Annotated in this window: 26 protein-coding genes and 1 tRNA gene; 19 read left to right on the top strand and 8 right to left on the bottom strand. The window is 69.1% G+C overall.

All coding sequences use genetic code 11. The annotated features are described in order from the left end of the window. Positions 1-5: 5 nt before the first annotated feature. Positions 6-584 carry a CGNR zinc finger domain-containing protein gene (locus tag FHY09_RS08595; RefSeq protein WP_456362746.1) on the bottom strand — a complete coding sequence of 193 codons (579 nt, stop codon included), beginning with the start codon at positions 582-584 and terminating at the stop codon, positions 6-8. An 86-nt stretch (positions 585-670) separates the two neighbouring features. Between FHY09_RS08595 and FHY09_RS08590 the strand changes: the two genes are divergently transcribed. Beyond that, positions 671-1636 carry an alpha/beta hydrolase gene (locus tag FHY09_RS08590; protein WP_166926148.1) on the top strand — a complete coding sequence of 322 codons (966 nt, stop codon included), beginning with the start codon at positions 671-673 and terminating at the stop codon, positions 1634-1636. Between the two features lie 22 nt (positions 1637-1658). On the opposite strand, the gene FHY09_RS08585 is transcribed toward FHY09_RS08590, so the two are convergent. After that, on the bottom strand, positions 1659-2270 hold the full coding sequence (locus FHY09_RS08585; protein ID WP_166926146.1) for a TetR/AcrR family transcriptional regulator: 612 nt from the start codon (positions 2268-2270) through the stop codon (positions 1659-1661). A 203-nt stretch (positions 2271-2473) separates the two neighbouring features. On the opposite strand from FHY09_RS08585, the gene FHY09_RS08580 reads away from it, so the two are divergent. Next, positions 2474-3679 carry an MFS transporter gene (locus FHY09_RS08580; protein ID WP_166926144.1) on the top strand — a complete coding sequence of 402 codons (1206 nt, stop codon included), beginning with the start codon at positions 2474-2476 and terminating at the stop codon, positions 3677-3679. 47 nt (positions 3680-3726) lie between these two features. Next, a complete protein-coding gene (locus FHY09_RS08575; protein ID WP_166926142.1) occupies positions 3727-4398 on the top strand; it encodes a VOC family protein in 672 nt (223 codons plus the stop codon). Positions 4399-4466: 68 nt separating this feature from the next. On the opposite strand, the gene FHY09_RS08570 is transcribed toward FHY09_RS08575, so the two are convergent. Beyond that, complete coding sequence (locus FHY09_RS08570; RefSeq protein WP_166926140.1) at positions 4467-4616, bottom strand: hypothetical protein; 150 nt, start codon at positions 4614-4616, stop codon at positions 4467-4469. 223 nt (positions 4617-4839) lie between these two features. Beyond that, complete coding sequence (locus FHY09_RS08565; RefSeq protein WP_166926138.1) at positions 4840-6006, bottom strand: nucleotide sugar dehydrogenase; 1167 nt, start codon at positions 6004-6006, stop codon at positions 4840-4842. A gap of 155 nt (positions 6007-6161) precedes the next feature. On the opposite strand from FHY09_RS08565, the gene ubiA reads away from it, so the two are divergent. From ubiA to FHY09_RS08550, 3 genes are all read left to right on the top strand, one after another. Continuing rightward, the gene (gene ubiA / locus FHY09_RS08560; RefSeq protein ID WP_166926136.1) at positions 6162-7055 is read left to right on the top strand and encodes a 4-hydroxybenzoate octaprenyltransferase; all 894 of its coding nucleotides are present in this window, start codon (positions 6162-6164) and stop codon (positions 7053-7055) included. Between the two features lie 108 nt (positions 7056-7163). Next, positions 7164-7240 (top strand) — tRNA-Arg (locus tag FHY09_RS08555). Between the two features lie 340 nt (positions 7241-7580). After that, positions 7581-8030 carry a PA2169 family four-helix-bundle protein gene (locus FHY09_RS08550; RefSeq protein WP_166926134.1) on the top strand — a complete coding sequence of 150 codons (450 nt, stop codon included), beginning with the start codon at positions 7581-7583 and terminating at the stop codon, positions 8028-8030. 95 nt (positions 8031-8125) lie between these two features. On the opposite strand, the gene FHY09_RS08545 is transcribed toward FHY09_RS08550, so the two are convergent. After that, positions 8126-8812 (bottom strand): double zinc ribbon domain-containing protein, encoded by a 687-nt coding sequence (locus tag FHY09_RS08545; protein ID WP_166926132.1) that lies wholly within the window; start codon positions 8810-8812, stop codon positions 8126-8128. A 185-nt stretch (positions 8813-8997) separates the two neighbouring features. On the opposite strand from FHY09_RS08545, the gene FHY09_RS08540 reads away from it, so the two are divergent. From FHY09_RS08540 to bioC, 4 genes are read left to right on the top strand one after another with little or no spacing between them, the layout of a single operon-like run. Continuing rightward, entirely contained in the window at positions 8998-10206 is a 1209-nt protein-coding gene (locus FHY09_RS08540) for an aminotransferase class I/II-fold pyridoxal phosphate-dependent enzyme (RefSeq protein WP_166926130.1), read from the top strand. A gap of 9 nt (positions 10207-10215) precedes the next feature. Continuing rightward, positions 10216-10977: a pimeloyl-ACP methyl ester esterase BioH gene (gene bioH, locus FHY09_RS08535; protein WP_166926128.1), complete on the top strand. Its 762-nt coding sequence runs from the start codon at positions 10216-10218 to the stop codon at positions 10975-10977. 46 nt (positions 10978-11023) lie between these two features. Beyond that, positions 11024-11806: an SDR family oxidoreductase gene (locus FHY09_RS08530; RefSeq protein WP_166926126.1), complete on the top strand. Its 783-nt coding sequence runs from the start codon at positions 11024-11026 to the stop codon at positions 11804-11806. Between the two features lie 26 nt (positions 11807-11832). Further along, positions 11833-12717, top strand: a complete 885-nt coding sequence (bioC, locus tag FHY09_RS08525) for a malonyl-ACP O-methyltransferase BioC (RefSeq protein WP_166926125.1) — start codon at positions 11833-11835, stop codon at positions 12715-12717. 16 nt (positions 12718-12733) lie between these two features. On the opposite strand, the gene FHY09_RS08520 is transcribed toward bioC, so the two are convergent. Then, the gene (locus tag FHY09_RS08520) at positions 12734-13351 is read right to left on the bottom strand and encodes a YdcF family protein (RefSeq protein ID WP_166926578.1); all 618 of its coding nucleotides are present in this window, start codon (positions 13349-13351) and stop codon (positions 12734-12736) included. Then, complete coding sequence (locus FHY09_RS08515; RefSeq protein WP_166926123.1) at positions 13336-14298, bottom strand: pyridoxal-phosphate dependent enzyme; 963 nt, start codon at positions 14296-14298, stop codon at positions 13336-13338. Before FHY09_RS08515 ends, FHY09_RS08520 begins: the two co-directional genes overlap by 16 nt. 157 nt (positions 14299-14455) lie before the next feature. On the opposite strand from FHY09_RS08515, the gene FHY09_RS08510 reads away from it, so the two are divergent. From FHY09_RS08510 to FHY09_RS08470, 9 genes are all read left to right on the top strand, one after another. Then, complete coding sequence (locus tag FHY09_RS08510) at positions 14456-14974, top strand: hypothetical protein (RefSeq protein WP_166926121.1); 519 nt, start codon at positions 14456-14458, stop codon at positions 14972-14974. Between the two features lie 460 nt (positions 14975-15434). After that, a complete protein-coding gene (gene mnmG, locus FHY09_RS08505; protein WP_166926119.1) occupies positions 15435-17324 on the top strand; it encodes a tRNA uridine-5-carboxymethylaminomethyl(34) synthesis enzyme MnmG in 1890 nt (629 codons plus the stop codon). A 28-nt stretch (positions 17325-17352) separates the two neighbouring features. Continuing rightward, positions 17353-17883 (top strand): gamma carbonic anhydrase family protein, encoded by a 531-nt coding sequence (locus tag FHY09_RS08500; RefSeq protein WP_166926117.1) that lies wholly within the window; start codon positions 17353-17355, stop codon positions 17881-17883. 150 nt (positions 17884-18033) lie between these two features. Beyond that, positions 18034-18711, top strand: a complete 678-nt coding sequence (locus FHY09_RS08495) for an RDD family protein (RefSeq protein ID WP_166926115.1) — start codon at positions 18034-18036, stop codon at positions 18709-18711. Then, positions 18708-19706 carry a stage II sporulation protein M gene (locus FHY09_RS08490; RefSeq protein WP_166926113.1) on the top strand — a complete coding sequence of 333 codons (999 nt, stop codon included), beginning with the start codon at positions 18708-18710 and terminating at the stop codon, positions 19704-19706. Before FHY09_RS08495 ends, FHY09_RS08490 begins: the two co-directional genes overlap by 4 nt. Next, positions 19696-21378 (top strand): DUF4129 domain-containing protein, encoded by a 1683-nt coding sequence (locus FHY09_RS08485; protein WP_166926111.1) that lies wholly within the window; start codon positions 19696-19698, stop codon positions 21376-21378. Before FHY09_RS08490 ends, FHY09_RS08485 begins: the two co-directional genes overlap by 11 nt. Further along, positions 21375-22574 carry a DUF4350 domain-containing protein gene (locus FHY09_RS08480; RefSeq protein WP_166926110.1) on the top strand — a complete coding sequence of 400 codons (1200 nt, stop codon included), beginning with the start codon at positions 21375-21377 and terminating at the stop codon, positions 22572-22574. Before FHY09_RS08485 ends, FHY09_RS08480 begins: the two co-directional genes overlap by 4 nt. Beyond that, positions 22571-23590: an AAA family ATPase gene (locus FHY09_RS08475; protein WP_166926109.1), complete on the top strand. Its 1020-nt coding sequence runs from the start codon at positions 22571-22573 to the stop codon at positions 23588-23590. The genes FHY09_RS08480 and FHY09_RS08475 overlap by 4 nt, the downstream gene beginning before the upstream one ends. Continuing rightward, positions 23587-24885, top strand: coding sequence for a DUF58 domain-containing protein (locus FHY09_RS08470; RefSeq protein WP_166926108.1), 1299 nt, complete (start codon positions 23587-23589; stop codon positions 24883-24885). The genes FHY09_RS08475 and FHY09_RS08470 overlap by 4 nt, the downstream gene beginning before the upstream one ends. Before the next feature lie 24 nt (positions 24886-24909). Here FHY09_RS08470 and FHY09_RS08465 read toward each other — a convergent pair whose 3' ends face one another. Next, positions 24910-26088: a glutathionylspermidine synthase family protein gene (locus FHY09_RS08465; RefSeq protein WP_166926107.1), complete on the bottom strand. Its 1179-nt coding sequence runs from the start codon at positions 26086-26088 to the stop codon at positions 24910-24912.

Here is a 26088-nt window from a genome sequence, read left to right as displayed (position 1 = left end):
GGATCTCACCCGGCACTCCGGCGCGATCGATACGCCGCCACCTTCATGCGGTTGCCGCACTGGGCCATGCTGCACCAGCGCCGCTTTCGTGATTTGGTGGTGTCGTGGAAGACCAGCGAGCAATCATGCGCTTCGCACTGCCGGACATCGCCGAGATCTGCACCGGAAAGCAGCTGGGCCACGGCCGCCGCGACAGGTTCGAGCAGACTCTCGGCACTGTCGTTGCGACGGCTTTGCACAACGCGCGGGGCGGCGGTGCCGGGAGATGCGACCAACTGCAGGCGCGGCCGCCCCTCCTCCAGCACGCGGTTGACCACCGGCGCCTGGAACGCTCCACCCGCCTGCGCGGCTGAAAGCAGGTCCCGGACTTCATCACGCAAGGCCACCGCGAGCTGTGCAAGCCCTCGCGGCACATGCGTGGGCGCCGCCTCCAGCGCCCCGGCCGCCACCAGCCAATGGATCACCGAGGCATCGTCCACCAGCACCTCCACCGGGGCTGCCGGCGGCCCGTAGGCAGTATTGATGAAGTCCAGGCCCAGGTCGTGGGCGACGAACTGTGGAGCGCCAGCGATGGGATGCGTCACGTGTAACCTCCAATTATATGTTTGACAGGTTACCACGCAGGTGCGTAACCTTCAAAAACACTCTTGAACGGTTACAGGCGATCCTTATGACACTTCGCACTTCTCTTGCCTCCCTCGGGCTGACCACCGCTGCCCTGGTCAGCGGTGCGCAGGCCGCCCCGGCGGACACCACCGTGCACCATCGGTACGAACAGGTCGGCGACGTCAGGGTGTTCTATCGCGAGGCAGGTCCCCGCGCCGCCCCTACCGTCCTGCTGCTGCATGGCTTCGCCGCGTCGTCCTACATGTACCGCGACGTCATTGCCGGCCTCGCCGATACCTATCATGTGATCGCGCCCGACCTGCCCGCTTTCGGCCATACCGAAGCGCCCGGCCGCGATGCCTACCCCTACACGTTCGACACGCTGACCCGCACGATTGATCAGTTCACCCAGCAACTGAAGCTGGAGCGCTATGCGCTGATGGTGCATGACTACGGCGCGCCGGTTGGATGGCGCCTGGCCATTGCGCATCCGGAGCGTGTCACCGCGCTGATCTCGCAGAACGGAAACGCGTACGAGGAAGGGCTGGCCAAAGGCTGGGATCCCATCCGTCGGTACTGGCAGCACCCGAGTGCGGAAAACCGTGCCGCCCTGGCGGACTTCCCGACTGCCGCGTCCGTCAAATGGCAGTACCTCGAAGGTGTCAGCGACCCCACCCGCGTGGCCCCGGATGGCTACACGCTGGAAGGCCTGCGGGTCGCACAGCCGGGCAACGCGGATATCCAGCTGGATCTGCTGCTGGATTACGCCTCCAACGTGAAGCTGTACCCGGCCTTCCAGTCGTATTTCCGTGCGCACCAGCCGCCCCTGCTGGCGGTGTGGGGGCGCAACGATCCCTACTTCCTTCCCGCCGGTGCGCAGGCCTGGAAGCGCGATCTTCCCAGCGCCGAGATCCATTTCTACGACACGGGGCACTTCGCCCTGGAAACCCATTCGGCGCAGATCGTTCCGGTGGTCCGAGCGTTCCTGGACACTCACCTCCGTGGCGCCGCAGTCGAAAGCTCCGACTGACGGCCCAAGAGGCCAGGCCGCGTCAGTGCGTCCCGGTGCCCCACAGGCGCATGACCTGGGTGATCGCAGCATCCAGCGTATCGAGGCCCAGTCCATCGCGGGCAAGCGTGGTGAGACCGAGCAGGAAGCTGTCGAACATGCAGGCCAGGGCGGCGGCATCGGTCTGCGCGGGGAGCTCTCCGTTGGCAATTCCACGATCAACGCAGGCGCGCAGGCCGGCGCGCGTGCGCTCCCGGGAGCGTGTCAGCGGCGCGGTGAGGTCCAGCAGCTCGGGCGAAGGGGCGCTCATCACCCCCAGGGCCACCATGCAGCCCCGGGGGTGGCCGTCATCGCACTGCATCTTCGCCGAGCCACGCAGCGCGCGTTCCACCGCTTGCCGCGGCGCCAGCGTGGTGTCCCATAGGCATTGGGTTACCTGACCATAGGTGGACAGGTAGCGCTCCATGCATTCCCGGTAGAGCGCTTCCTTCGAGCCGAACGCGGCATAGAAGCTGGGCGCGGTGATGCCTTTGCCGATGGCGGCCTTCAGCTGGTTCAGCGATGTGGATTCATAGCCCTGTGCCCAGAAAAGGTGCAGCGCTTGTTCGACCGCCGCGTCGCGGTCGAAGCTGCGTGGCCTGCCCATCTGCGCCATGAGATCCTCCTGAGCCCACTTGAATACTAATTGATACAGAAATCATTGACAACGCGGTGTTGCCGCATAAATATACCGAACGGTACACAATGTCTCCGTGGGGGCCGTCCGAACGGTGCCTTCTTCCGCCCACTTATGTACCGAACGATATATATCACGCCATGGATGGCGTCGACCCCCGAGGACTCTCCATGCGTGCCCCCATGCCGTCTGTGCCTGCTTCGTCCACCACGCCGCTCCCCATCGCCGCCCTGCTGGCACTGGCGATGACCGGTTTCATCTGTATCGTCACCGAAACTCTGCCGGCCGGCCTGCTTCCGTTAATGTCCGATGGGCTCGGCGTCAGTCCGGCGTTGGCAGGGCAGACGGTGACCGCCTATGCCCTGGGCTCGGTGCTGGCCGCCATACCCCTGACCCTCGCCTCCCAGCACTGGCGGCGACGCAATGTGCTGCTGCTCACCATCGTCGGCTTCCTGGTGTTCAACACGGTCACGGCGCTCTCCCACGATTACACCCTCACGCTGGTTGCGCGGTTCTTCGCCGGCGCGGTGGCCGGCCTGGCGTGGAGCCTGCTGGCCGGCTATGCGCGGCGCATGGTGCAGCCGGATCAACAAGGCAAGGCCATGGCGATCGCCATGGTGGGCACGCCCGTCGCGCTGTCCCTCGGGGTGCCCTTGGGCACGTGGATGGGCAGCCTGCTCGGCTGGCGCACGGCGTTCGCGGCCATGTCGGCGCTGACGGTGGTGTTGATCGTGTGGGTGCTGCTCAAAGTGCCTGACTACGCAGGCCAGTCGGCGGCCCAGCGCGTGCCGTTGCGCCGGGTGCTCACGACGCCGGGCGTACGGCCCGTCCTGGCCACGGTGATGGCGTGGATGCTTGCACACAACATCCTCTATACGTATGTGGCGCCCTTCGCGGAGCAAGCCGGGCTCGGCCACCGTGTGGATGTGCTGCTGTTGCTTTTCGGGGCAACCGCACTGGTCGGCATCGCCGTGGCAGCCAAGCAGGTGGACCACCATCTGCGTCGCGCCGTGCTGATGTCACTGGCCATCTTTCTGATGGTTTCGGTGGTGCTGGCCCTGTTCCCGGCACAGCCCATCCTGGTGTATGCGTGTGTGGCGATATGGGGCCTGACCTTCGGCGGCGCGGCGACCCTGCTGCAGACGGCCCTGGCAGACAGTGCAGGAGACGGTGCGAACGTGGCGCTCTCGCTCAATGTCGTGGCCTGGAACAGCGTCATTGCCGGCGGCGGGATCCTCGGTGGGGTCCTGCTGGACCAATGGGGCGCGCAGACCTTCCCCATCGCCATGGCGGCCCTGCTGGCCCTCGGCCTGTCCATCGCCTGGCGCGCGCGCGCCCAGGGTTTCACCCCGGGCGCACGCCAGGGTCCAGCCGTGTCCCCGCACTGACGGCGTCCTCCGCACGCCCTGCACCGCCCCTGTGCCACCCTGCCCCCATGCGCATTCTCGAACTCACCCTTCCCGTCGCCGACGTACCCGCTGTAGCGGCCTACTTCCGCGACGTCCTGCAGCTTCCCGTCGAAGACGACCGCGTGCGGATCGGCTGGAGCACGCTCCACCTCACCGCTGCGCACGGCGCGCAGGCCGGCGGCGTGCACCTGGCCTTCAACGTGCCGGACAACCGCTTCCCCGCGGCCGAAGCGTGGCTGCGCGCGCGTGCCCCGTTGCAGCAGGACAGTGACGGCAGGACGTATTTCGCGCTTGAAAGCAGCTGGCAATCGCAATCGCTGTACTTCACCGGGCCGGACGAGCTGGTGTTGGAGCTGATCGGTCGCAGGCGCTTGCCGGCTTCTTCGCGCGAGGGGGATTTCCATGGCAGCGAACTCACCTGCCTGAGCGAAGTCGGCCTGCCGAGTACGGACGTGCCGGCCACGCAGGCGGCGGTGGAGGCCTGCTTCGGTCTGCAGCCCTTGTCTGCCCCATCGCCGCAGTTCGCGCCGATGGGCGATGACGAAGGCCTGCTGATCCTGGTGGATGCGGCCCGGCGCTGGTTCCCCGAGGGCCGCGTGCTGCCTGCCGTGGCGGGCGTGCGCGTGCGCCTGGGCAATGTGGCCACCGGTGCGGTACTGGACGCCCCTGCGCAGGGCTGGCACGTCGCCAGCCGCTGAATCAGCGCCTTGCAGCAGAAACCCCGCCGGAGCGGGGTTTCAGTTCATCTCACACCACGGCGCACGACTCACTCTTCTTCTTCGTTGCCGCCCTGCTGCTGGTTCTTCTGATCGCGCTGCTGATCCTGCTGCTGTTGCTGCTGCTGATCGCGGCCACGATCCTGCTGCTGACCGCGCTGGTTGTCCTGCTGCTGGTTCTGCTGGTTCTGATTGGCCATTTCCGTTCTCCGGTGCCGCTCGCGAAATGCGGCGGTCCGGATCAGATTCCACAGCGGCGGGTTAACACGCCGTGCGGACACGCGCAGTGCCGCGTCAAGATCATCCCCGGTGTGCCCCTAAAGGCTTGCGGCACAGGCACCTTAAGGATTAAGGAGCGATCTCATCAAGTCATCGCCGATCTGCATGATCGCTATTCAGCCACCTGACGCGGGGGGCCAACCTTCAATCGCCGCCGAACAGGTCGCGGCTGTACACCTTGTCCAGTACGTCGGAGAGCTCGTCGGTGAGCCGGTTGGCCACGATGAGATCGGCCTCGGCCTTGAACGCCCCCAGATCGTTGACCACGCGTGAATTGAAGAACTCCGCCTCGCGCAGCACCGGTTCGTACACGATGACCTGGATGCCCTTGGCCTTGATCCGTTTCATCACGCCCTGGATGGCCGAGGCGCGGAAGTTGTCCGAGCCGGCCTTCATCACCAGGCGGTAGATGCCCACCACGCGCGGTCGCCGCTTGATGACTTCATCGGCGATGAAATCCTTGCGCGTGCGGTTGGCCTCCACGATGGCGTGGATCAGGCTCTGCGGCACGTTGCTGTAGTTGGCCAGCAGCTGCTTGGTGTCCTTGGGCAGGCAGTAGCCGCCGTAGCCGAAGGACGGGTTGTTGTAGTGCCCGCCGATGCGCGGATCCAGGCTTACGCCTTCGATGATCTGCCGCGTATCAAGCCCATGCGAGGCGGCGTAGGTATCGAGCTCGTTGAAGTACGCCACGCGCATGGCCAGGTAGGTGTTGGCGAACAGCTTGATGGCCTCGGCTTCGGTGGCATCGGTGAACAGGGTCGGCACGTCCTTTTTGATGGCACCCTCCTTCAGCAGATCGGCGAACGCCTCGGCCCGGGCGGAACGTTCGCCCACGATGATGCGGCTCGGGTGCAGGTTGTCATGCAGCGCCTTGCCCTCGCGCAGGAACTCCGGCGAGAAGATGATGTTCTGGGTGCCGTACTTCTCGCGCAGGGCATTGGTGCAGCCCACCGGCACCGTGGACTTGATGACCATCACCGCCTCGGGGTTGATGGCCATGACATCGCCGATCACCGACTCGACGGAGGTAGTGTTGAAATAGTTCGACTGCGGATCGTAATCGGTCGGGGTGGCGATGATCACGAACGCCGCGCCCGCGTACGCCTGCCGCGGGTCCAGCGTGGCCACCAGGTTCAAGCGGCGCTGCGCCAGGAACTGCTCGATCTCACGATCTTCGATCGGCGCCTGGTGGGCATTGATCCCGTCCACGCGGGCTGCATCGATGTCCAGCGCCACCACCTCGTGGTTCTGGGCAAGCAGCACGGCATTGGACAGGCCCACATACCCGGTTCCGGCAACGGCGATCTTCATGCTCGACATCCTTCGTTTCAGGCACCGCGCGGCTGTGCGGACGGGCGTCTGCGGCCGGCGCGCCCGGTCCGCCGGATTCTACCGCACCGCGCCGACCGCCATCCCTGCCCTCGCGCAGGAGCAGGCTTGCCCCGTGCAGGCGGTATCCTTGGCAGATGGCATACGAACGTTTTTCCGCGCCGGTGAAACCGGCCGTACCGCGCTGGCGGCAGTACTGGTCCCTGATGCGCGCCGACCGTCCCATCGGCACGTTGCTGCTGCTCTGGCCGACCTGGTGGGCGCTGTGGCTGGCAGCCGGCGGCCTGCCGCCGTGGTGGACGCTGTTCGTGTTCACCGCAGGGGTGTGGCTGACCCGCTCGGCTGGCTGCGTCATCAACGACTACGCCGACCGCTGGCTGGATCCGCACGTGGAGCGCACCCGGGACCGTCCGCTGGCCAGCGGTGCGATCCGTGGGCGGCACGCCCTGCTGCTGTTCGCCGTGCTGATGGTGGTGGCCTTCGCGCTGGTGTTGACCTTGAATGGCCTGACGGTGGCACTGAGCGTCGTCGGCATCTTCCTGGCAGCCAGTTACCCCTACCTCAAGCGCTATACCCACCTGCCTCAGGTCTACCTCGGCATGGCGTTCGGCTGGGGCATCCCGATGGCCTTCGCCGCCGTGCAGGGCGAAGTGCCGATGCTGGCCTGGCTGTTGTATGCGGGCAACATCCTGTGGTCTACCGCGTACGACACCTGGTACGCCATGGTCGACCGCGAGGATGACCTCAAGATGGGATCGCATTCCACCGCGATCCTCTTCGGCGATCTGGACCTGGTGATCCAGGGCATCCTGTACACCCTGTTCCTGGCCACGATGGCGCTGGTAGGACTCCGCGCCGGGCTTGGCGCGTCCTACTTCGGTGGCGTGGCCGTGGCGGCGGTGCTGGTGGCCTACGAGTTCTGGCTGTGCCGCAACCGTGAGCGCGGGCCGTGTTTCAAGGCCTTCCTGCACAACAACTGGGTCGGGGCGGCGCTGTTCGCCGGCCTCGCCGTGGACCTGGCGCTGCGCTGAGCGCGGTCCGGTCCGCGCCCGCCACGTCGGGGGAGATTTATCGTCCGAAAGTGGATAGAATGCGGGTCCGCTCCCCGGCCGCTGCCGGTGGCGGGGAGACTGCACAACGCGCTCGTAGCTCAGCCGGATAGAGTAGTGGCTTCCGAAGCCATTGGTCGGGGGTTCGAATCCCTCCGGGCGCACCATCTCCAGCAGGCCTGCCGCCCAGGTGGCCACGCACGTCGGGACGCCCGATCGCCGCCCTCCGGATCACCTCGCTGTTCATCACCTGCGCCTGCGTTTCATTGAACCGTGCCTGCACGATCTTCGATGGCCGTGCGGTGGACCTGGCCGTGGCTGAGGCCTTGCTCACGACGATCAAGGGTCAATCCGGACACGTGAGCCCGTCGTTGACCTTTGGTTGAGACAGATGACGGCCCCATCAATTCATCGTCACCTGCGGTAGATCCCACCTGTTCCAAGGTGGGGCCGTACAGCGACACGACGAACGCGACGCTGACCTACGAGACCACAGGAGCACACACCATGAGCACCGATTCCAAGACCGAGCACAACCTCAACGACCTGATCGAGATCGCCCGCGACGGCCAGGACTTCTACAACGAAGCCGCCGGCAAGGTCCAGGATGCCGAGCTGAAGGCGCTGTTCACCCGCATCGCCGGCGTCAAGGGCCGCATCATCGCCTCGCTGAGCAGCACCGTTGCCGCCACCGGTGGCGAGCCGGCCCAGCACGGCACCCTGCGCGGCAAGATGCAGACGATGTACGGCAAAGTCCGCGCCGCCTTCGGTGACACCAACTACGGCTACGTGGCCGAGCTGGAAGAGTCGGAAGATCGCCTGCTGGCCGCCTTCAAGGACGCCCTGCAGGACGCCGACCTGACCCCGGCTGCCCGCCAGGAAGTCACCCAGCTGTTCCCGGAAGTGCAGGAATGCCACAACATCATGCGTGCCCGCAAGCACGCCATGAAGGGCTGATCTCCGCACCTTCGCGGTACATCGGAGCCGGCGCTGAGTCTTCAGCGCCGGCTTTTTCATGCGCGTGTCTTCCGGGCCCGTGCCGCAGCGGGCGCTCAGGGCACCCGCGCGCAGACCCAAGCGCGGACCTCACGACAGCCGGCGGCGTGCAGGGCCTCGGCCGCCGCCGCGAGCGTGCTGCCGGTCGTCATGACATCGTCCACCAGGATCACGGCCGGGGGCACGCGCCCCACCACGGCGAATGCATCGACCAGGTTGCGCCGACGATCAGCCGCGTTGCGTTCCGACTGCGGCGCGGTGGCCCGTATGCGGCGCAGCCCGTCCCAGCGCGGTGCCCCCAGCAACCGCACCAGCTCACCGGCCTGGTTGTAGCCGCGGCGGCGCAGGCGCTGGACATGCAGCGGCACCGCGCACAGCACCGGCACGTCCCACGGCGGCGGAGACGCCTGCATGAGCTGCGCGCACAGACGCCCCGCCGGGAGGTCTTCATGGAACTTGAAGCGCCGCAGCAGCATCGGCAGGGCGCCCTCGTAACGCAGGCTGGCCCAGCACGCCTGCAGCGGTGGCGGTGCTTCCTGGCAGTCGAAGCAGAGGTCATCGGCCTCGTCGGGCAGCGGCGCGGCGCAGCGGGGGCAGGCATCGGTGTGCCAGGCAAGCGCCAGGCTGCAGGCCACGCACAGTTCACGGTCCAGCGCGCCGCGGTCGCCGCAGATCTGGCAGCGCGAGGGAAACAACTGGCGTGCGAGCGCGCGGGCGCAGCGTTGGAGCGGCAAGCGGAGCATCAGCGGAACCTTTCGCGGCGCGGGCCATCCAGCGTGCGCGCAAGCGGGCCCCATGGCTGTCGGGGCACCGCGGCGGCGCGGGTCAGCGGTGCCCCAGCCAGCGTGCGCGGCGCTCGGCGCCGCCGCGCACGCATCGGCACGACGCGCTACGCTAGCCGCCCCTCCCTGACCACCCCGCCACCGTCATGGCCCGTCCCGAACTGTCCGCGCGCGTCCACGCCCAGCGTTCCCTGCACGCCGTGCCACTGCAGGGCTCGGCGGCGCCGGTCGTGGGCCGGCGCGACGGTGTTCGGGTGGAGATCGAGGGCCGCTGGCTGACCGCGTTCAACAGCACCGATCACCTCGGCCTTGGCCAGCAGTTCGGCGTGATCAACGCGCTGCAGGATGCCGCCGCGCGCGATGGCATCGGCGCACAGGGCGCGTTCGCCGGCGCCGGGCGCCACGCGCTGCACGAGGCACTCGAGCGCGAGGTCGCCCAATGGCTGGACGTTCCCGATGCCGTGCTGTTCGAAAGCCGCCATGCCGCCAACCTCGCCGTGCAGCAGGTGCTGCTGTGCGAAGAGGACGACCTCTGTGTGCAGGACACCGGCAACCACCGCAGCCTGCTGGACGCCACCCGCCTGGCCGGCGCGCGCCTGCGCCGCTATCCCCACCAGGATGCCGAGGGCGCGATGCGCCAGCTTCGCAGTGCGCCCGATCAGGTGGCGATGGTGGTCAGCGAAGGTGTGTTCAGCGGCGATGGCGAGCTCGCGCCGCTGCGCTCGCTGGCGCTGCTGGCGCGCCTGCAGTCCGCGCTGCTGTACGTGGACGATGCGCAGGGCTGTGGCCTGCTCGGTGAGCAGGGCCGTGGCAGCATCGCCGCCGCCGGCCTGGACGTGGCCGACGTGCCGCTGCGGCTGGTCGCGCTCGACGGTGCGCTGGGCAGCCACGGCGCGCTGATCGCCGGCGATGCCACGCTGGTGCAGCACATCGCGGTGACCGCAGGCGTGCAGACCGATGGCATGGCGATGCCGCCTGCGCTGGCGGCGGCGGCGCTGGCATCGCTGCGGTTGGCGCGTCGCGATGACTGGCGCCGCGAAAAAGTCGGCGAACGCGTGCAGCAGTTCCGTGCACAGGCGCGACGCCTCGGCCTGGTCCTGGGCGCGTCGGAAACGCCGATCCAGCCGGTGCTGTGCGAGAGCGATGCGCAGGCGCACGCGCTGGCCACCGCCCTGGAACACGCAGGCTGGTGGGTGGATGCGGTGCCCGCGCGCGCCGCCGCGCCGGCCCATCTGCGGGTGCTGTTGTCCGCCCTGCATTCGCACGGGCAGGTGGCGCACCTGCTGGACGCGCTCGCCTTCGCGCGCGACGGCGTGCAGGACAGCGGTGTGTCCGTCACCGCGCTGCAGGCCTGAGGGAAGACAATGCATATCCGTATCACCGGCAGCGGGCCGGACCTGGTGCTGATCCATGGCTGGGGCCTGCAGGGCGAGGTGTTCGCGCCGCTGGCCGAACGCCTCGCCGACCACCTGACCCTGCACATCGTTGATCTGCCCGGCCATGGCCACAGCTTCGAGGACACCACGCCGCTGCGCCTGCCGTATGTGGTCAATGCCGTCGCGCGCAGCACGCCGCCTGCGGTGTGGTGTGGCTGGTCGCTGGGCAGCCTGTTCGCGCTGCACGCGGCGGCCACGCTTCCGGGTGTCCGCGGCCTGGTGATGATCGCCGGCTCGGCGCGCTTCCAGCGCAGCGCCGATTGGCCCCATGGCGGTGAGCCGGCGGTGCTGCCACATCTCGCGCACGACCTGGCCACAAAGTTTCCGGCCACGCTGGACAGGTTCCTGGCGCTGGACCTGATGGCCGCCAAGGGACCGCCCGAGCCGTTGCAGGCACTGCGCGAGCGCCTGCTCGCCAGCGGTCCGCCGGCGCCGCGTGCACTGACCGAAGGGCTGGCCCTGCTGCAGGGCACCGACCTGCGCGGCGCGCTCCCGGGCCTGCCGTGTCCGAGCCTGTGGCTGGCCGGGCAGCGTGACCGGCTCGCCTCCCCGGCGGCGCTGCAGGCCTGCGCAGCGCTGGCCCCCCGCGCCCGCGTGGTCACCGTGGCCCAGGGCGGCCACGCACCGTTCCTGGGACAGCCGGACGAGGTCGCCAGCCTCATGAAACAGTTCGTTGCCACGCTGTCCTGAGCAGATCGGCGAGAATGCAGCCTTCGCTGCACGGGAGACACGCAACATGGATCTGGGAATCGCCGGTCGCTGGGCACTGGTCTGCGGGGCCAGCAAAGGCCTGGGCCTGGGCTGCGCGCGTGCCCTCGCCGCCGAGGGCGTCCACCTGGTCATCGTCAGCCGCGGTGAGACCGCGCTGCAGCAGGCCGCCGAGCAGCTGCGCGCCCTGCCCGGTGCCGGCCAGGTACAGGGCGTGGCCGCCGACATCACCACCGAAGCCGGTCGTGCGGCCGCACTCGCCGCCTGCCCGCAGGTGGACATCCTGGTCACCAACGCCGGCGGTCCGCCGGTGGGTGACTTCCGCGATTTCGAGCGCGAGGACTGGATCGCCGCGCTGGATGCCAACATGCTCGCGCCGATCGCCCTGATCCGCGCTACCGTGGATGCGATGATCGAGCGCCGTTTCGGCCGCATCGTCAACATCACCTCCTCTGCGGTGAAGGCACCGATCGACATCCTGGCCCTGTCCAACGGCGCGCGCTCCGGGCTGACCGGCTTCGTTGCCGGACTGGCGCGGCGCACCGTGCAGGCCAACGTCACCCTCAACAACCTGCTGCCGGGCCAGTTCGACACCGACCGCCTGCGTGGCAACTTCGCCTACACCGCGCGCCAGCAGGGGCTGCCTGCCGAGGCCATCGCCGAGCAGAAGCAGCGTGCCATTCCCGCCGGGCGCTTCGGCCAGCCCGATGAGTTCGGGGCGGCGTGCGCGTTCCTGTGCAGCGCGCACGCCGGCTACATCACCGGGCAGAACCTGCTGATCGACGGCGGCGCCTACCCGGGCACGTTCTGACGCTGGCCTGCTGAAACGAGATGTCCATGGACCCCCGCCACGATCCTTCGCATGTCCGCCGTGCCCACGCGCGGGCCGCCGCCACCTTCGATGGCGCTGCCGCCCTGCACCGCGAGGTGCGCACCCGCCTGATGGAATCGCTGGACTACCTGGAGTCACGCACGCCGGAGGTCATCCTGGACGTCGGCGCGAGCACCGGACACGGTGCGGCCGCCTTGAAAAAGCGCTGGCCGAAGGCCCAGGTGATCGCCCTCGATGCAGCCCCGGCGATGCTGCGCCAGGCACGGCGCCAGGCCGGCTGGTGGAAGCCCTTCCAGCGCGTGGCCGCCGATGCGGCCGCGCTGCCGCTGGCCGACAACAGCGTGGATCTGATCTTCAGCAACCTGTGCCTGCACTGGGTGGAGGACCTGCCGGCCGTGTTCGCCGGCTTCCGCCGCGTGCTCCGGCCCGGCGGCCTGCTGTTGAGCTCCAGCTTCGGCCCGGAGACGCTCATCGAACTCAACGAGGCCTTCGCCAGCACGGACAACGTGCCGCACGTCAGCCGCTTCGCGCCGATCGCGCAGTTCGGCGACGCGCTGATGATGGCCGGCTTCCGTGATCCGGTCCTGGACCGCGACCTGTTCACCCTGACCTACCCGGACCTGCCCGCCCTGATGCGCGAGCTGCGCGCGCTCGGCGCCACCAATGCGCGCCAGGACCGGCGCCGCACGCTTACCGGACGCGCGCGTTTTTCCGCCGCGGCGCAGGCCTACGAGCCGCTGCGCCGCGCCGACGGCACGCTGCCCAGCAGTTGGGAGGTGATCTATGCGCACGCCTGGGCGCCACCGCCCGGCGCCCCGATCCGCGGCCAGGGCGAAGACATCGCCAGCATGCCCGTCGCGGCCATTCCGATCCGCCGCCGGACGCCCTGACCGGTCGGCGGTCCGGTCAGCGTGCCTGGCCCGTGAGCAGGTCGCGATGGAAGAAATAGATTTCCTGCGCCAGGAAACGCCAGCTGGTATGGAAGCTGCGGAAACGCGTGCTCGGCGTGGATGACGCCAGCGCGTCGATGTCCAGCGCACGTGCCAGCCGCAGCGCGCGCGCCATGTGCAGCGGATCACTGACGATGATCACCCGGCCGATGCCGCGCTGGTCCATCAGCCGCTTGGCTTCTTCCAGGTTCTGCACCGTGTTGCGCGAAGCCGTTTCGATCAGGATGGCATCGTCCGGTACGCCTTCCTTCATCGCATAGCGCCGCGCCACCTGGGACTCGGAAAAGCGTGCACCGCTGCCGCCGTAGCCGCCGGTGAAGATCAGCAGGGGTGCGTAACCGGCGCGGTACAGATCCAGGCCGTGGCGGATGCGCTCCTGGAACACCGGCGAGGGTTTGGCATCGTAGGCGGCCGCGCCGAGCACGATGATCGCGTCGGCACGACCGGCCTGGTCTCGCTCACCCACCCAGACGATCCACGCGGTCACCCCCAGCAGCCAGGCCAGCACCAGCAGGAACAGGCGCCACAGCCACCCCAGCACGCCGGTGCGGCGGCGGCTCATCGGCCCCCCCAGGGCAATGCGTCCAGATCGACATTGCCACCGGACAGCACCAGTCCCACGCGCAGCCCGGCCAGTGCGTCGCGGTGGGCCAGCACCGCCGCCAGCGCGATGGCCGAAGAAGGCTCCACGACCTGCTTGGTCACCTGCCAGAGCAGGCGCATGGCGGCCACGGTCGCGGCGTCTTCCACGACTACCACGTCGGCGCCTGCGGCGCGCAGCACGGCGAAGTTGGGGGCGCCCAGGGTGCCGCGCAGGCCGTCGCAGAGGGTCTGCGGCGTGAACTCCAGGCGCAGCGCACCGGCCGCCAGCGAGCGGGCGGTGTCGGCCGCGCCGGCGGGCTCGGCCAGCAGCAGGCGGCTCTGGGGCGCGGCATGCTGCAGCGCCAGCGCCGTGCCGGCGGCCAGCCCACCGCCACCGACCGGCACCACCATCACATCCAGCGGTCCCACCGCGTGCAACAGCTCCAGCGTCGCGGTGCCCTGCCCGGCCATGACCTCGGTATTGGCGTAGGGATGCACCAGCGTGGCGCCGGTCTCGGCCTGCACCTGGGCGCACATCCGTTCGCGCGCGGCGATGGTCGGTGCGCACCGCCACAACGTGGCGCCGTGGCGGGTGATGTTGTCCAGCTTGGCGGCCACGGCGCCTTCGGGTACCACGACATGGCAGGCGATCCCGCGCGTGCGGGCGGCAAGCGCCAGCGCCGCCCCGTGGTTGCCCGAGGAATGCGTGACCACGCCCCGCGCGGCCTGTTCGTCCGTCAGCGCCCACACGGCATTGCAGGCGCCCCGGAACTTGAAGGCCCCGGTGCGTTGCAGGTGCTCGGCCTTCATCGACAGGTCCAGGCCGGCGAGCGCATCCAGCGCAAGCGAACGCAGTACCGGCGTCACGGTGGCGTGCGTCGCAATCCGCGCGGCGGCGGCGAGCAGGTCTTCAGTGCGGGGCAGCAACACCTCATTCATGCACAGAGATTAACGTAAGCCCGGCGTGCGTTTGCGCTCGCGTGCAGGCCGGAACGGGCTGGCTAAAATCCGCCGTTCATGCTTTGTCTTCCGAGTTAAGGGCGTATTCAACGCGCTCGGCCGAAGCTGGGGTACAGAACCCTGGGGGGCACCCATCATGAAGATCCGTCTGACTCTCGCCGGAGGCCTGTTGCTGGCCCTGTCCGGCTGTGCGACGTACGACTATGTCGGTAGTGGCGGCGGTGGCGGCGGAAGCGGCTACTACCACGGCACGCCCTCCACCCAGTACCGGTATCCCTACGGCTACCCCTCCAGCTATCCCTATGGTTATGGGAGCGGCTACTACGGCGGGGGTGGCTATTACGGTGGCGGCTACTATGGCGGTGGGTACCCGGTCTACCGCCCGTACCCGAACTACCGCCCGCCGCACAATCATCGTCCGCCGCAGGGGGGCCACCGTCCACCGCCGGATCGGCCGCGGCCGCCGCGCCAGAGCGGCTCGCCCTGGCGCAACATGGATGGCAACGCCGGTCCGCGCCCGAGCATGGGCGGGAACCGTCCGTCGCCGCCGCCGCAGTCACGTCCCTCTCCGCCGCCGCGTCCGGCAAGCCCGCGTCCGAGCGGCTCGCCGTGGCGAAACATGAACCGCTCCACAGAACGGCAGGTTGAACGCTGAAAACCGCTTGATCAGCTTTCAAAGAAGCGGCAAGCTGATCGCGCAGTGCCCCGCAGCGTCCTAAAGTGACAAAAACGACGCGGCAGGTCACCCCGTTCCATGCCGATATCCGCCGGGAACATCTGGATCCCCCCTGTTCCGGCCCTGTCGGATGTCGGCACCTCTGAAAGCAAAGGCCCCGCGCAAGCGGGGCCTTTGTGTTTCACCGGTGCTGGAAAAAAACCGGGCCGGACAGTCCCCCGACTGCCGGCCCTTCGCTTCCCCCGCGTGCATCTGGACCAGCCCCTGTTCCAATTCCGGTCCGTAGCGCCTGAGGCGCCGATCACGTTGAGTGCTGAATAGTTATCCGCAGGAAACATGCCAACTTTAGGGTCGTTTTCGGCGCGGGCCGTGATTGGCGCTAAAATCACCACCCCCGGCGCCCGACCTGCGGCACCTGACCCCCTGCGAATGTCCTTCCATGACTGATTCCTTCCAGCGCTACGATGTCATCGTCATCGGCGGTGGCCATGCCGGCACCGAAGCCGCACTGGCCTCGGCACGCGCCGGTGCGCACACCCTGCTGCTGACCCACAACATCGAGACCGTGGGCGCGATGAGCTGCAATCCGGCGATCGGCGGCATCGGCAAGGGCCATCTGGTCAAGGAGATCGACGCCCTCGGCGGCGCCATGGCGCATGCCGCCGACCGTGCCGGCATCCAGTGGCGCACCTTGAACGCGTCCAAGGGCCCGGCCGTGCGCGCCACCCGCTGCCAGGCCGACCGCAACCTGTACCGCATGGCGATCCGGGCGATCGTCGAATCGCAGCCGAACCTGACGGTTTTCCAGGCCGCCGTGGACGATCTGGTGATCGAGGGCGACCGCGTGTGCGGTGTGCTCACCCAGACCGGCCTGCGTTTCGACGCGGCGGCCGTGGTGCTGACCGCCGGCACCTTCCTGGCCGGGAGGATCCATGTAGGCCCCACCCAGTATGCCGCCGGACGCATGGGTGACCCGCCGGCCACCACGCTCGCCGCACGCTTGCGCGAGCGTCCCTTCCAGGTGGATCGCCTGAAAACCGGCACGCCGCCGCGTATCGACGGGCGCTCGCTGGATTACACCGTGATGGACGAGCAGCCCGGCGATGACCCGCGCCCGGTGATGTCCTTCCTGGGCTCGGTGGACGAGCATCCGCCACAGGTGAGCTGCTGGATCACCCATACCAGCGCGCGTACCCACGAGATCATCCGCCAATCGCTGCACCGCTCGCCGCTGTACAGCGGGCAGATCGAGGGCATCGGTCCGCGTTACTGCCCGTCCATCGAAGACAAGGTGGTGCGCTTTGCCGAGAAGGAAAGCCACCAGATCTTCGTCGAGCCCGAGGGACTGGGCATCGTGGAGATCTACCCGAACGGAATCTCCACCTCGCTGCCGTTCGATGTGCAGCTGGCGATGGTGCGCAGCATCCGTGGCTTCGAGAACGCGCACATCACCCGGCCCGGGTATGCCATCGAATACGACTACTTCGACCCGCGCGGACTGAAGGCCACGCTGGAAACCAAAACGGTCCAGGGGCTGTTCTTCGCCGGGCAGATCAACGGCACCACCGGCTACGAGGAGGCGGCGGCGCAGGGCCTGCTCGCCGGCCTGAACGCCGCGCGCCAGGTGCAGGGGCTGGAGGGCTGGTGCCCGCGCCGCGACGAGGCCTACCTCGGCGTGCTGGTGGATGACCTGATCACCCACGGCACCACCGAGCCGTACCGCATGTTCACCAGCCGTGCCGAGTACCGACTGCAGCTGCGCGAGGACAACGCCGACCAGCGCCTGACGCCGGTCGGCCGCGGCATGGGCCTGGTGGATGACCGGCGCTGGGCGGCGTTCGAGACCAAGCAGGCCGCCGTGGCCGCCGAAAGTGCCCGGCTGCGGGCCGTGTGGGTGACCCCGGGCAACGCGCTGGGCCGTGAGGTGGAGCAGGTCCTGGGGGTGGCGGTGAGCCGCGAGACCACGGTGCTGGACCTGATCAAACGCCCCGAACTGGATTATGCCCGGCTGATGCAGGTGCCCTCGCTGGGCCCGGCGGTGGACGATGCCAAGGTGGCCGAACAGGTGGAGATCGGGGTGAAGTACGCCGGTTACCTGGACCGCCAGCGCGATGAGATCGAGCGCCAGCAACGCCACGAGCGCACGGCGATCGATGCCGCGTTCGATTTCGCCAGCGTGCGCGGGCTCTCCGCCGAGGCCCTGCAGAAACTCGAGCGCGTGCGCCCGCAGACCATCGGCCAGGCCCAGCGCATTCCCGGCATGACACCGGCGGCGATCTCGCTGCTGCTGGTGCATCTGGAGCGTGCGCGGCGCGGCCGCGTGGCCTGATCTTCCCCATCCTGCAGGAGCCCCACCCATGACCTCACTCCGCCCGTTCCGCGGCACGCTGCCGGTGGTTGGCGCGCGCGCCTACGTGGACCCTGCCTGCACGATCATCGGCGATGTCGAGCTGGGCGAGGATGTGTCCGTGTGGCCCGGCACGGTGATCCGTGGCGACGTCAACCATGTGCGCATCGGCGCACGCACCAACGTGCAGGACGGCACCATCATCCATGTCAGCCATCACAGCCCGTTCAACGCAGCCGGCCATCCCACGCTGATCGGCGAAGGCGTGACGGTCGGGCACGGCTGCATCATCCACGCCTGCACCATCGGCGATTACAGCCTGATCGGCATGGGTGCGTGCATCCTGGATGGCGCGCGGGTGTCGATGCATGGCTTCGTCGGTGCCGGCGCCGTAGTGGGCCCGGGCAAGGTGGTCGGCGAGGGCGAGCTGTGGCTGGGCAATCCGGCACGCCCGGCGCGCCTGCTGCGCGACAAGGAAATCGAGGCACTGCATTACTCGGCCGACCACTACGTGCGGTTGAAGGACGAGTACCTGGCCTGACGGTGCGCCGTGCCCGGAAGCGTCCGCCGGGGGTGACTCTGCTAAAGTCGGGCACCGACCAGGACGACGTCGAGACGCCATGCCCCTGCATGCCAGCCGGAGAGGACTCCGGTACCCCTGCCCAGCCCCTGCGCCGTGACGCCGGCTCCCATGCTGGACACCTACCGTGAGGTGATCACGCCGGAAGGCGTGCCGCTGCAGCTTCCGGTGGCCGGCCCGGTCCCGCGTGCGCTGGCCTGGCTGGTGGACCTTGGCGTGCGCCTGGGCGCGCTGACCGTACTCTCGGTCCCGCTCGCGCTGGGCGGTGGCTTCGGCCGCGGGCTGTACCTGATCCTGATGTTCCTGCTGACCTGGGCCTACACCATCGTGCTGGAAGCGCTGTGGGGCCAGACCGTTGGCAAGCGCCTCCTCGGCCTGCGGGTGGTGGCGCAGGATGGCGCGCCGATCGGCTGGAATGCCGCGGTCACCCGCAACCTGCTGCGTACCGTGGACATGCTGCCGCTCGGGTATGCGGTGGGGCTGCTGAGCAGTCTGTTCGATCGCCATGGCCGGCGCCTCGGCGACCTCGTGGCCGGCACCGTGGTGGTGCATGCCGCGGCCGCACCGGGCCTGGCGCCGACCACCATCGACAGCGTGCTGGCCCCGGCGGTGCCGCTGCAGCCCCTGGAGCAGGCCGCCGTGATGGCCTTCGCCGAGCGCGCGCCGCGCCTGTCGCCGCAGCGGCAGCAGGAACTGGCGGCACTGGCCGTGCCCCTGACCGGTGCCGGTGGACAGGCCGGCGTGCTGCGCCTGTATGCCATGGCCAACTGGCTGCTGGGCCGCCGATGAAACAGGAGCAGTTCGTCGCCCGCTACGAGCAGGAATGGCGTGAGCTGGAGTACTGGCTGCTGCACGGCCGGCGCAGCGCACGCCGCGTGCCGGCGATGGCCGAGGGTGCCCCGGCGGCGATCGCCGACGGCGAGGTGCCGCAGCGTTACCGGCGGCTCTGCCAGCACCTGGCGCTGGCGCGGCGCCGTGGTTACAGCCCCCAGCTGGTGGCCCGCCTGCAGCAGCTGATGCAGGCAGGCCACAACGCGCTCTACCGCACACCGCGCTTCCGCTGGCGACGGATTCCCGAATTCCTGCTCGCCGATTTCCCGCAGCTGGTGCGTGACCACGCCACGGCCATGTGGGTCTCGCTGGCGTTGCTGGGCGTGCCGCTGGTGGCCAGCTTCGTGCTGGTGCAGCGTTATCCGGAGCTGATCCACCTGCTGATGAGCAACACGGCCGTGGCGGACCTGGAGCGCATGTACGACCCGTCCAACCCGCGCCTGGGCCGCGACAGTGGCGATGACTGGATGATGTTCGGCTACTACATCATGAACAACATCAGCATCGGCCTGCGCACGTTCGCCAGCGGGCTGCTTGCGGGTGTGGGCACGGTGTTCGTGCTGCTGTTCAACGGCCTCAACATCGGCGCGGCGGCCGGCCACCTGCAGCGGATCGGGCATGGTGATCCGTTCTGGCGCTTCGTGGCCGGCCACGGCGCGTTCGAGCTCACCGCCATCGTGATCGCCGGTGGCGCGGGCCTGCAGCTCGGCATGCGCCTGCTGGCACCGGGCCGCCAACGCCGCCGGGATGCCCTGATAGAAGGGGGCAAGGCCGGTGCCCGGCTGTGCCTGGGCATCGTGGCGATGCTGCTGGTGGCTGCCTTCATCGAAGCCTTCTGGTCCTCCATCGCCGAGGTGCCGGCGTGGGGCAAGTACAGCGTGGCTGCGGTGCTGTGGACGGCGGTGCTGGCGTGGTTGTGGCGGGGTGGACGCGGGGGGCCGCGTGCAGATTGACCAGCTCAACGTGGTGCTGCGCGAGCGCAGCAGCTTCGAGGCGATGGAACTGGGGACCGCCCTGGCCCGCCGCCAGGGGCGTACGGCGTGGGGTGTCTGGCTGCTGGCCGGGCTGCCCCTGTTCGCGCTGTTCAACGGTTTGGCATGGTGGCACGGCGACGCCTTCGGCTGGGCCTGGCTGGCGATGTGGTGGTGCAAGCCGGTCTTTGAACGCATCACGCTGTACGTGCTCTCGCGCGACGTGTTCGGTGATGCGGTGGGCGTGCGCCAGGCGCTGTGCGCGCAGCGGCAGTGGGACGTGCGCGGGTTCTGGGGGTATCTCGGCTGGCGGCGCCTGAGCCCGTTCCGCGCGGTATGCCTGCCGGTGAACCTGCTCGAAGGCGCCGATGCGGCCCAGCGCGCGCAGCGCCGGCAGGCGGTGCTGGCGACGGCGGGCGGTCCGACGATGGTGCTCACCGTACTCTGCCTGGTCTTTGAAGCCGTGCTGGTGGCCGGCGCACTGGCCGCGGTGTTCCTGTTCATGCCGCTGGAGCTGATGTCCGATTCGTGGCGCGCGGCCTGGGACATGATCCAGCGCGATACCCCGGCGTGGGCCAGGCTGGGCCTCAACCTGCTGTGGTGGCTGGCGGCCTGCACCATCGGTCCATTCTACGTGGGCGCCGGCTTTGGCATGTACCTCAACCGCCGTTCGCAGATGGAAGCCTGGGACGTGGAGATCAGCTTCCGTCGCCTCCGTGCCCGTCTGCAGCGCAGCGCACCGGTGGCCGTGGTGGTGCTGGCGGTCGCCCTGCTGCCGCTGTGGCCCGGTGCCGTGCACGCGCAGGCCAGCGATGGGAGCGTGCCGGAAAAGCCGCTGAAGCATCACGCCGCCACGCCCGGCGACGAAGGCAATGTCACCGAAGCCACGGGCCCTAATCGCAAGCAGCACGCACAGGCCATGCCCGCGCTGCGCAAACGGGCGCAGGCGCGAAGCAACGCCGTGCGGCAGCCGGACGACACGCCAGCCGGCGTCTTCGGCAATGCGCCGGTGGACACCGGAGGATTCCGCCAGGCAGTGCAGCGCGCGTATGAAGACCCCCTGCAGCGGCCGGTCCAGACCGGCACGCGCTGGGAGCGCAACACGCCCACCGAAGCGCGTGAAACCAGGCCCGACACCACGTTGCCGCCGGAGGTGATCGCCGGGGTGGCCGCGCTGATCGCGCTGGTCAGCAAATGGGGATTGTGGCTCGTGGTAGGACTGCTGGTACTGGTCCTGCTGCTCACGGTGCGGCGCTGGCTGCCCTGGATGCGCGGTTCCGCACGCCGCCGCGCCCCGGTGCACAGCGCCATCGCCGAGGACAGCCTGGTGCTGCCCGACACCCTGCCACCGGACATCGCCACGCGTGCGCGGCACCTGTGGCGGGAGGGACGGCCACGGCAGGCGCTGGCCCTGCTGTATCGCGCAAGCGTGGACACCGTGGCCGAACGCACCAGCGTGGTACTGCCACCCGGGGCGACCGAAGGGCAGGTGCTGCGGGCCTCGCGGCGCATGCCCGAGGCGGCCGACCGCGATGCCTTCGCCGCGGTCGTGCGCCTGTGGCAGTACGCGGCCTATGCCGACCGCCTGCCTACCTTTGCGGACTTCGACGAGATGGCCTCGCGGCTGCAGGTGCAGTACGGGTGGCGCGCATGAGCCCGCGCGTGCGCTGGGCGCTGGCGAGCGCGGCGGCCGTGGGGATCGCGCTGCTGCTGGCGCTGGTGTTCTTCAGCACCCATCACAAGGTCACGGAAACGAAGGTGCTGCCGCCCAAGGGCGAAGCCAGCTACAACGCCCTGTACGTGCTCAAACAGGCGCTGCGCGCCGACGGCCTGACCGTGCACAGCCGCGCACGGCTGGACTGGGCAGCGATGTCGCCCGGCCCGCGCGACACCGTCGTGCTGCTGCAGGACAGCGCCGAGCTGGCACCGTCGCAGGTGCGGCACCTGCTGGCCTGGGTGGAGAGCGGTGGCCACCTGCTGGTGCGCACGCCCCCGCCCGACGCAGACTCCACTGCGGCCGAGCCGCGCCTGCTGCAGGCGCTGGGCATCGACAGCCGCGGCCATGAGAGCAGATGCCAGCCCTTCCACGTGGCCGACGATCCGGGCCACGTGGAGTTCTGCCGCGGCCGTCGCTTCCAGATCGAACCGACCGCCGACGCCGACGTGCAGCGTGCGTGGCGAAGCGAGGCCGGCTACGTGTTCGTGCGGCTGCGCCGCGGCCAGGGCCTGGTGGACGTCCTGGCGGACATGGACTTCATGAAGGGCATGCCGGACGGCAGCGCGTCACCAGACGTGCTGGACATCCGACCGCCCTACGATCCCGCCGCGCCGCGCGATGGCCTCTACGATCGCGCGCACCGCGATCTCACCCGCTACCTGCTGGCGCCGAACTATGGCAAGGGCACGATGTGGCTGGTATACGCCAGCCGCTCGCCCTCGCTGTGGGCGCGCATCGTCCATGAGGGCTGGCCGCTGTGGCTGCCGCTGCTGCTGGCCCTGCTGGCGTGGCTGTGGGCGCGCGCGCAGCGCTTTGGCAGCCTGCTGCCGACACCGCCGGATGAGCGGCGTTCGCTGCTGGAACACGTGCGCGCCAGCGGCGAACTGCTGCTGCGACACCAGCAGGGACCGCGCCTGCATGCGGCCGTGCGCGAGCTGTTCCTGCGCCGCCTGCACCGGCGCGCGCCTAGTGCGGCGGTGCTGGAAGGCGCCGCACGCGAGCAGGCCATCGCCGAGTTGCTGCACTGGCCACGCGGGCAGGTGCAGACCGCACTGACGCCCCCCGCCCCCCACGATACGGCCGCGCTGAAGGCGCGGATCACCCTGCTGCTCCAGATGAGACGCCTGCTATGACCGAACTGGACCCCACCCTTCCCTCGCCGCCGCCTGCCTCGCCACGGCCCCCACCGCTGGGCGGCCCCACGCTGCTCGAACGCGTGGACGCCATCCGCGACGCGGTCGGCCAGGCGTTCATCGGGCAGTCCGAGGTGCTCGACCAGATCCTGATCGCCTTGCTTGCCGGTGGCCACGTGCTCATCGAAGGCGTGCCCGGGCTGGGCAAGACCCTGCTGGTGCGCGCGCTGGCACAGGCGCTGGAACTGGACCACGGGCGTGTGCAGTTCACCCCCGACCTGATGCCGAGCGATGTCAGCGGGCACGCGGTGTATGACCCGAAAAGCGAGAGCTTCAAGATCCGTCGCGGGCCGGTGTTCACCAACCTGCTGCTCGCCGACGAGATCAACCGTGCACCGGCCAAGACCCAGTCCGCCCTGCTGGAGGTGATGCAGGAAGGCCAGGTGACCATCGAGGGCGAGTCGTTCCCTCTGACGCCGCCGTTCATGGCGCTGGCCACGCAGAATCCGCTTGAACAGGAAGGCACCTATCCGCTGCCCGAAGCGCAGATGGACCGCTTCCTGCTGAAGGTGATCATCGGTTACCCCTCGCTGGAGGACGAGCGGCGCATGGTGGATGCGGTGACCACCGGCCACAGCGCTTCGGATTTCGATCTGCAGCAGGTACCGCGCGTCCTGTCGCGCGGGGAGGTGGTGGCGCTGCAGCAGGCCACGTCTGCGATCACGGTCGATGCCGAGGTCATCGATTACGCGGTGCGCATCGTGGCCGCGACCCGTCGCTGGCCCGGCATCGCGGTCGGCGCCGGTCCGCGCGGCAGCATCGCGCTGGTACGCGCCGCGCGGGCGCAGGCGCTGCTTTCCGGACGTGATTTCGTCACGCCCGACGATGTGCGTGACATCGCCCGTCCCGCGCTGCGGCATCGCATCGGGCTCTCGCCCGAGCTGCAGATCGAAGGCCAGGGACCGGACGATGTGCTGGGCGCGCTGCTGACCAAGGTGGAAGCCCCGCGTCGATGAGGCCGGCCGCGCTGCTGCTGTGGCTGTTGCTGGGCTGGGCCGCGACCGGCGCGGCGATACTGGCAGGCGCGCTGCCGCTCTGGAGCTGGCCGGCGGTGGGCGCTGGCATGCTCGTGGTGGCGCTGATCGATCTGCTGCGCCTGCGCCGGCTGCCCTCGCCCGAGGTGCAGCGCGAGCTGCCCGAAGCGCTCGCCCTCGGCGTGCGGCGCGAGGTGACGCTGCGCCTGCACAGCACGCGCGCGATGGCGGTGGAGGTGTTCGATCTGGTGCCGGGGGCATGGCACTGCGAAGGCCTGCCGCGCCGGCTGTCGCTGGTGCCTGGCAGCGTGCGTGGTTTCCACTACATCGTCGTTCCCCAGCAGCGCGGCGCGTTCCGTTTCGAAGGCACGCACGTGCGGCTGCGCTCGCCGTGGCGGTTGTGGCGGCAGCGCCGCACGCTGCCGCCGCCGCTGGACGTACGCGTGTTTCCCAACTTCGTGCCGCTGACCCGCTTCGCGTTGTCCAGTGCCGAGCAGGCCTCGCGCATGGTCGGGGCGCATCTCAAGCGCCGCCGTGGCGAAGGCACCGATTTCAACCAGATGCGCGAGTACCGCGTGGGCGACAGCCTGCGCCAGATCGACTGGAAGGCGACCTCGCGCGCGCGGCGGCTGGTATCGCGCGAGTACCAGGACGAGAAGAACCAGCAGATGCTGCTGGTGATCGATACCGGACGCCGCATGATGGCCAGCGATGGCGGCCTCTCGCATTTCGACCACGTGCTCAACGCCGCGCTGGTGGTGGCCTATCTGGGGCTGCGCCAGGGCGACGGCGTCGGCCTGTTCGCCACCGGCGGCGACGCCCGCTGGGTCGCGCCGAAGCGAGGCATGGGCACCATCGACGACCTGCTGCGGGCCAGCCATGACCTGCAGCCGCAGCCGGTGGCCACCGACTACCTTGCCGCGGCGACGGAGCTGGCGCTGCGCCAGCGACGGCGCTCGCTGGTGATGCTGGTGACCAACGTGCGCGATGAGGACATCGAAGACCTGCTGGCTGCGGTCAAGCTGCTGCAGCGCCGCCACCTGGTGTGCGTGGCCAGCCTGCGCGAGCAGGTGCTGGACCGCGTGCTGGATGCGCCGGTGGACACGCTGGAGGAGGCCACCCAGGCGGCCGCGGCCGCCCTGTACCTGGAGCAGCGCGCGCAGGCCCACGACGCATTGCGCAGCCACGGGGTGGTGGTGCTGGATGTCACCGCCGACGCGCTGCCCGGTGCGCTGGTGGAACGCTACCTGGCGGTCAAGCGCGGCGGCCTGCTGTAGGCGGCCCCGACCCCACGCCCTGGCCTACACGTAGATCTGCGTCGGAGCTTCGTCGATGATCGCGTGCGGCACGAAGCGCGCACTGTCACGGGTGATCGCGCTGTCGTCTTCGCGGATGCCGATGCCGCAGGCCTGGTCACCGATCACCCAGCTGCCGATCAGCGGATAACCTCCTTCGAACCGGGTCAGCGGGTGGGCCTGCTGCAGGATCGCCGCGCCGTCGTAAGGACCGTCGCTGCGCTGCACGCTGCCATCGGCCAGGTGCATCTCGATGTTGGCCCCTTCCCGCGAGAACAGCGGCTTGCGCACCCAGCCCGGGGCCAGCACGCGGCCGTCATCGAAGTGCGATTCCAGCAGGTTCGGGTGGCCGCGGTGGCGCTCCCACAGCAATGGCAGGATGCCCTTGTTGCTCAGCACCGCCTTCCAGGCCGGTTCGAGCAGCTGCACGCCGGAGGTCGGCAGTGCGCGGCCGAATTCCTCGGCCATCAGGTCTTCCAGCGGATACAGCTTGAACAGCGTACCGATCACCGTGTCATCGACAGCGGTGAAGCGGCCATCCTCGGACAGTCCGATGTCTTCGATGGCGATGCCCTCGCCATGCAGGTTGGCCTGTGCGGCGCAGTCGCGCAGGTACTCCACCGTGCCGATGTCTTCCTGCGAACTGCCCACCGCGCTGAAATACAGCGGCGGCGGCAGCCGCGAGGCGAGTTCGCCAAAGCGCGCCACCAGGGTTTCATGCAGGGCATTGAATTGGTCGGCGTGCGCGGGCAGGCGGCCCGCCTCGCGCTGTTCCTCCAGCCACTGCCACTGGAAGAAACTCGCTTCGAACAACGAGGTGGGCGTGTCGTAGTTCAGTTCGTACAGCTTGGCCGGACCGGAGCCGTCGTAGGCCAGGTCCAGGCGGCCGTACAGGTGCGGCTGGCGCTGGCGCCAGCTCTCGGCGATCCAGTCGCGGTAATGCGCTGGAATCGCCAGGCGCTCCATCAACGCATCGGAGGCGACGACGTCGTCGACGAGCGCCATCGCCATCTGGTGCAGCTCGGCACTCGGATCTTCGATGTCCTGCTCGATCTGGCGCAGGGTGAAGGCGTAGTACGCGGTCTCGTCCCAGTACGGCTGGCCGTCGATGGTGTGGAACCGGAACCCCGCCTCTTCAGCGCGTGCCCGCCACTGGGCACGCTCGGCAATGCGCACGCGCTGCAT

Source organism: Xanthomonas sp. 60, from assembly GCF_011761925.1.
Note: the sequence above shows the minus strand (reverse complement) of the source record. Positions and strands in the feature narration are given on the sequence as shown.

What these genes read in the sequence shown, in the direction of transcription:
- ubiA (WP_166926136.1), top strand. Translation starts at nt 6,162, where the DNA reads ATGGCATACGAACGTTTTTCCGCGCCGGTGAAACCGGCCGTACCGCGC.
- FHY09_RS08515 (WP_166926123.1), bottom strand. Translation starts at nt 14,298, where the DNA reads ATGAATGAGGTGTTGCTGCCCCGCACTGAAGACCTGCTCGCCGCCGCC.
- FHY09_RS08495 (WP_166926115.1), top strand. Translation starts at nt 18,034, where the DNA reads ATGCTGGACACCTACCGTGAGGTGATCACGCCGGAAGGCGTGCCGCTG.
- FHY09_RS08465 (WP_166926107.1), bottom strand. Translation starts at nt 26,088, where the DNA reads ATGCAGCGCGTGCGCATTGCCGAGCGTGCCCAGTGGCGGGCACGCGCT.
- FHY09_RS08470 (WP_166926108.1), top strand. Translation starts at nt 23,587, where the DNA reads ATGAGGCCGGCCGCGCTGCTGCTGTGGCTGTTGCTGGGCTGGGCCGCG.
- FHY09_RS08490 (WP_166926113.1), top strand. Translation starts at nt 18,708, where the DNA reads ATGAAACAGGAGCAGTTCGTCGCCCGCTACGAGCAGGAATGGCGTGAG.
- FHY09_RS08590 (WP_166926148.1), top strand. Translation starts at nt 671, where the DNA reads ATGACACTTCGCACTTCTCTTGCCTCCCTCGGGCTGACCACCGCTGCC.
- FHY09_RS08530 (WP_166926126.1), top strand. Translation starts at nt 11,024, where the DNA reads ATGGATCTGGGAATCGCCGGTCGCTGGGCACTGGTCTGCGGGGCCAGC.
- FHY09_RS08580 (WP_166926144.1), top strand. Translation starts at nt 2,474, where the DNA reads ATGCCGTCTGTGCCTGCTTCGTCCACCACGCCGCTCCCCATCGCCGCC.
- FHY09_RS08540 (WP_166926130.1), top strand. Translation starts at nt 8,998, where the DNA reads ATGGCCCGTCCCGAACTGTCCGCGCGCGTCCACGCCCAGCGTTCCCTG.
- bioH (WP_166926128.1), top strand. Translation starts at nt 10,216, where the DNA reads ATGCATATCCGTATCACCGGCAGCGGGCCGGACCTGGTGCTGATCCAT.
- FHY09_RS08480 (WP_166926110.1), top strand. Translation starts at nt 21,375, where the DNA reads ATGAGCCCGCGCGTGCGCTGGGCGCTGGCGAGCGCGGCGGCCGTGGGG.
- FHY09_RS08585 (WP_166926146.1), bottom strand. Translation starts at nt 2,270, where the DNA reads ATGGCGCAGATGGGCAGGCCACGCAGCTTCGACCGCGACGCGGCGGTC.
- FHY09_RS08575 (WP_166926142.1), top strand. Translation starts at nt 3,727, where the DNA reads ATGCGCATTCTCGAACTCACCCTTCCCGTCGCCGACGTACCCGCTGTA.
- mnmG (WP_166926119.1), top strand. Translation starts at nt 15,435, where the DNA reads ATGACTGATTCCTTCCAGCGCTACGATGTCATCGTCATCGGCGGTGGC.
- FHY09_RS08500 (WP_166926117.1), top strand. Translation starts at nt 17,353, where the DNA reads ATGACCTCACTCCGCCCGTTCCGCGGCACGCTGCCGGTGGTTGGCGCG.
- FHY09_RS08570 (WP_166926140.1), bottom strand. Translation starts at nt 4,616, where the DNA reads ATGGCCAATCAGAACCAGCAGAACCAGCAGCAGGACAACCAGCGCGGT.
- FHY09_RS08475 (WP_166926109.1), top strand. Translation starts at nt 22,571, where the DNA reads ATGACCGAACTGGACCCCACCCTTCCCTCGCCGCCGCCTGCCTCGCCA.
- bioC (WP_166926125.1), top strand. Translation starts at nt 11,833, where the DNA reads ATGGACCCCCGCCACGATCCTTCGCATGTCCGCCGTGCCCACGCGCGG.
- FHY09_RS08545 (WP_166926132.1), bottom strand. Translation starts at nt 8,812, where the DNA reads ATGCTCCGCTTGCCGCTCCAACGCTGCGCCCGCGCGCTCGCACGCCAG.
- FHY09_RS08510 (WP_166926121.1), top strand. Translation starts at nt 14,456, where the DNA reads ATGAAGATCCGTCTGACTCTCGCCGGAGGCCTGTTGCTGGCCCTGTCC.
- FHY09_RS08550 (WP_166926134.1), top strand. Translation starts at nt 7,581, where the DNA reads ATGAGCACCGATTCCAAGACCGAGCACAACCTCAACGACCTGATCGAG.
- FHY09_RS08565 (WP_166926138.1), bottom strand. Translation starts at nt 6,006, where the DNA reads ATGAAGATCGCCGTTGCCGGAACCGGGTATGTGGGCCTGTCCAATGCC.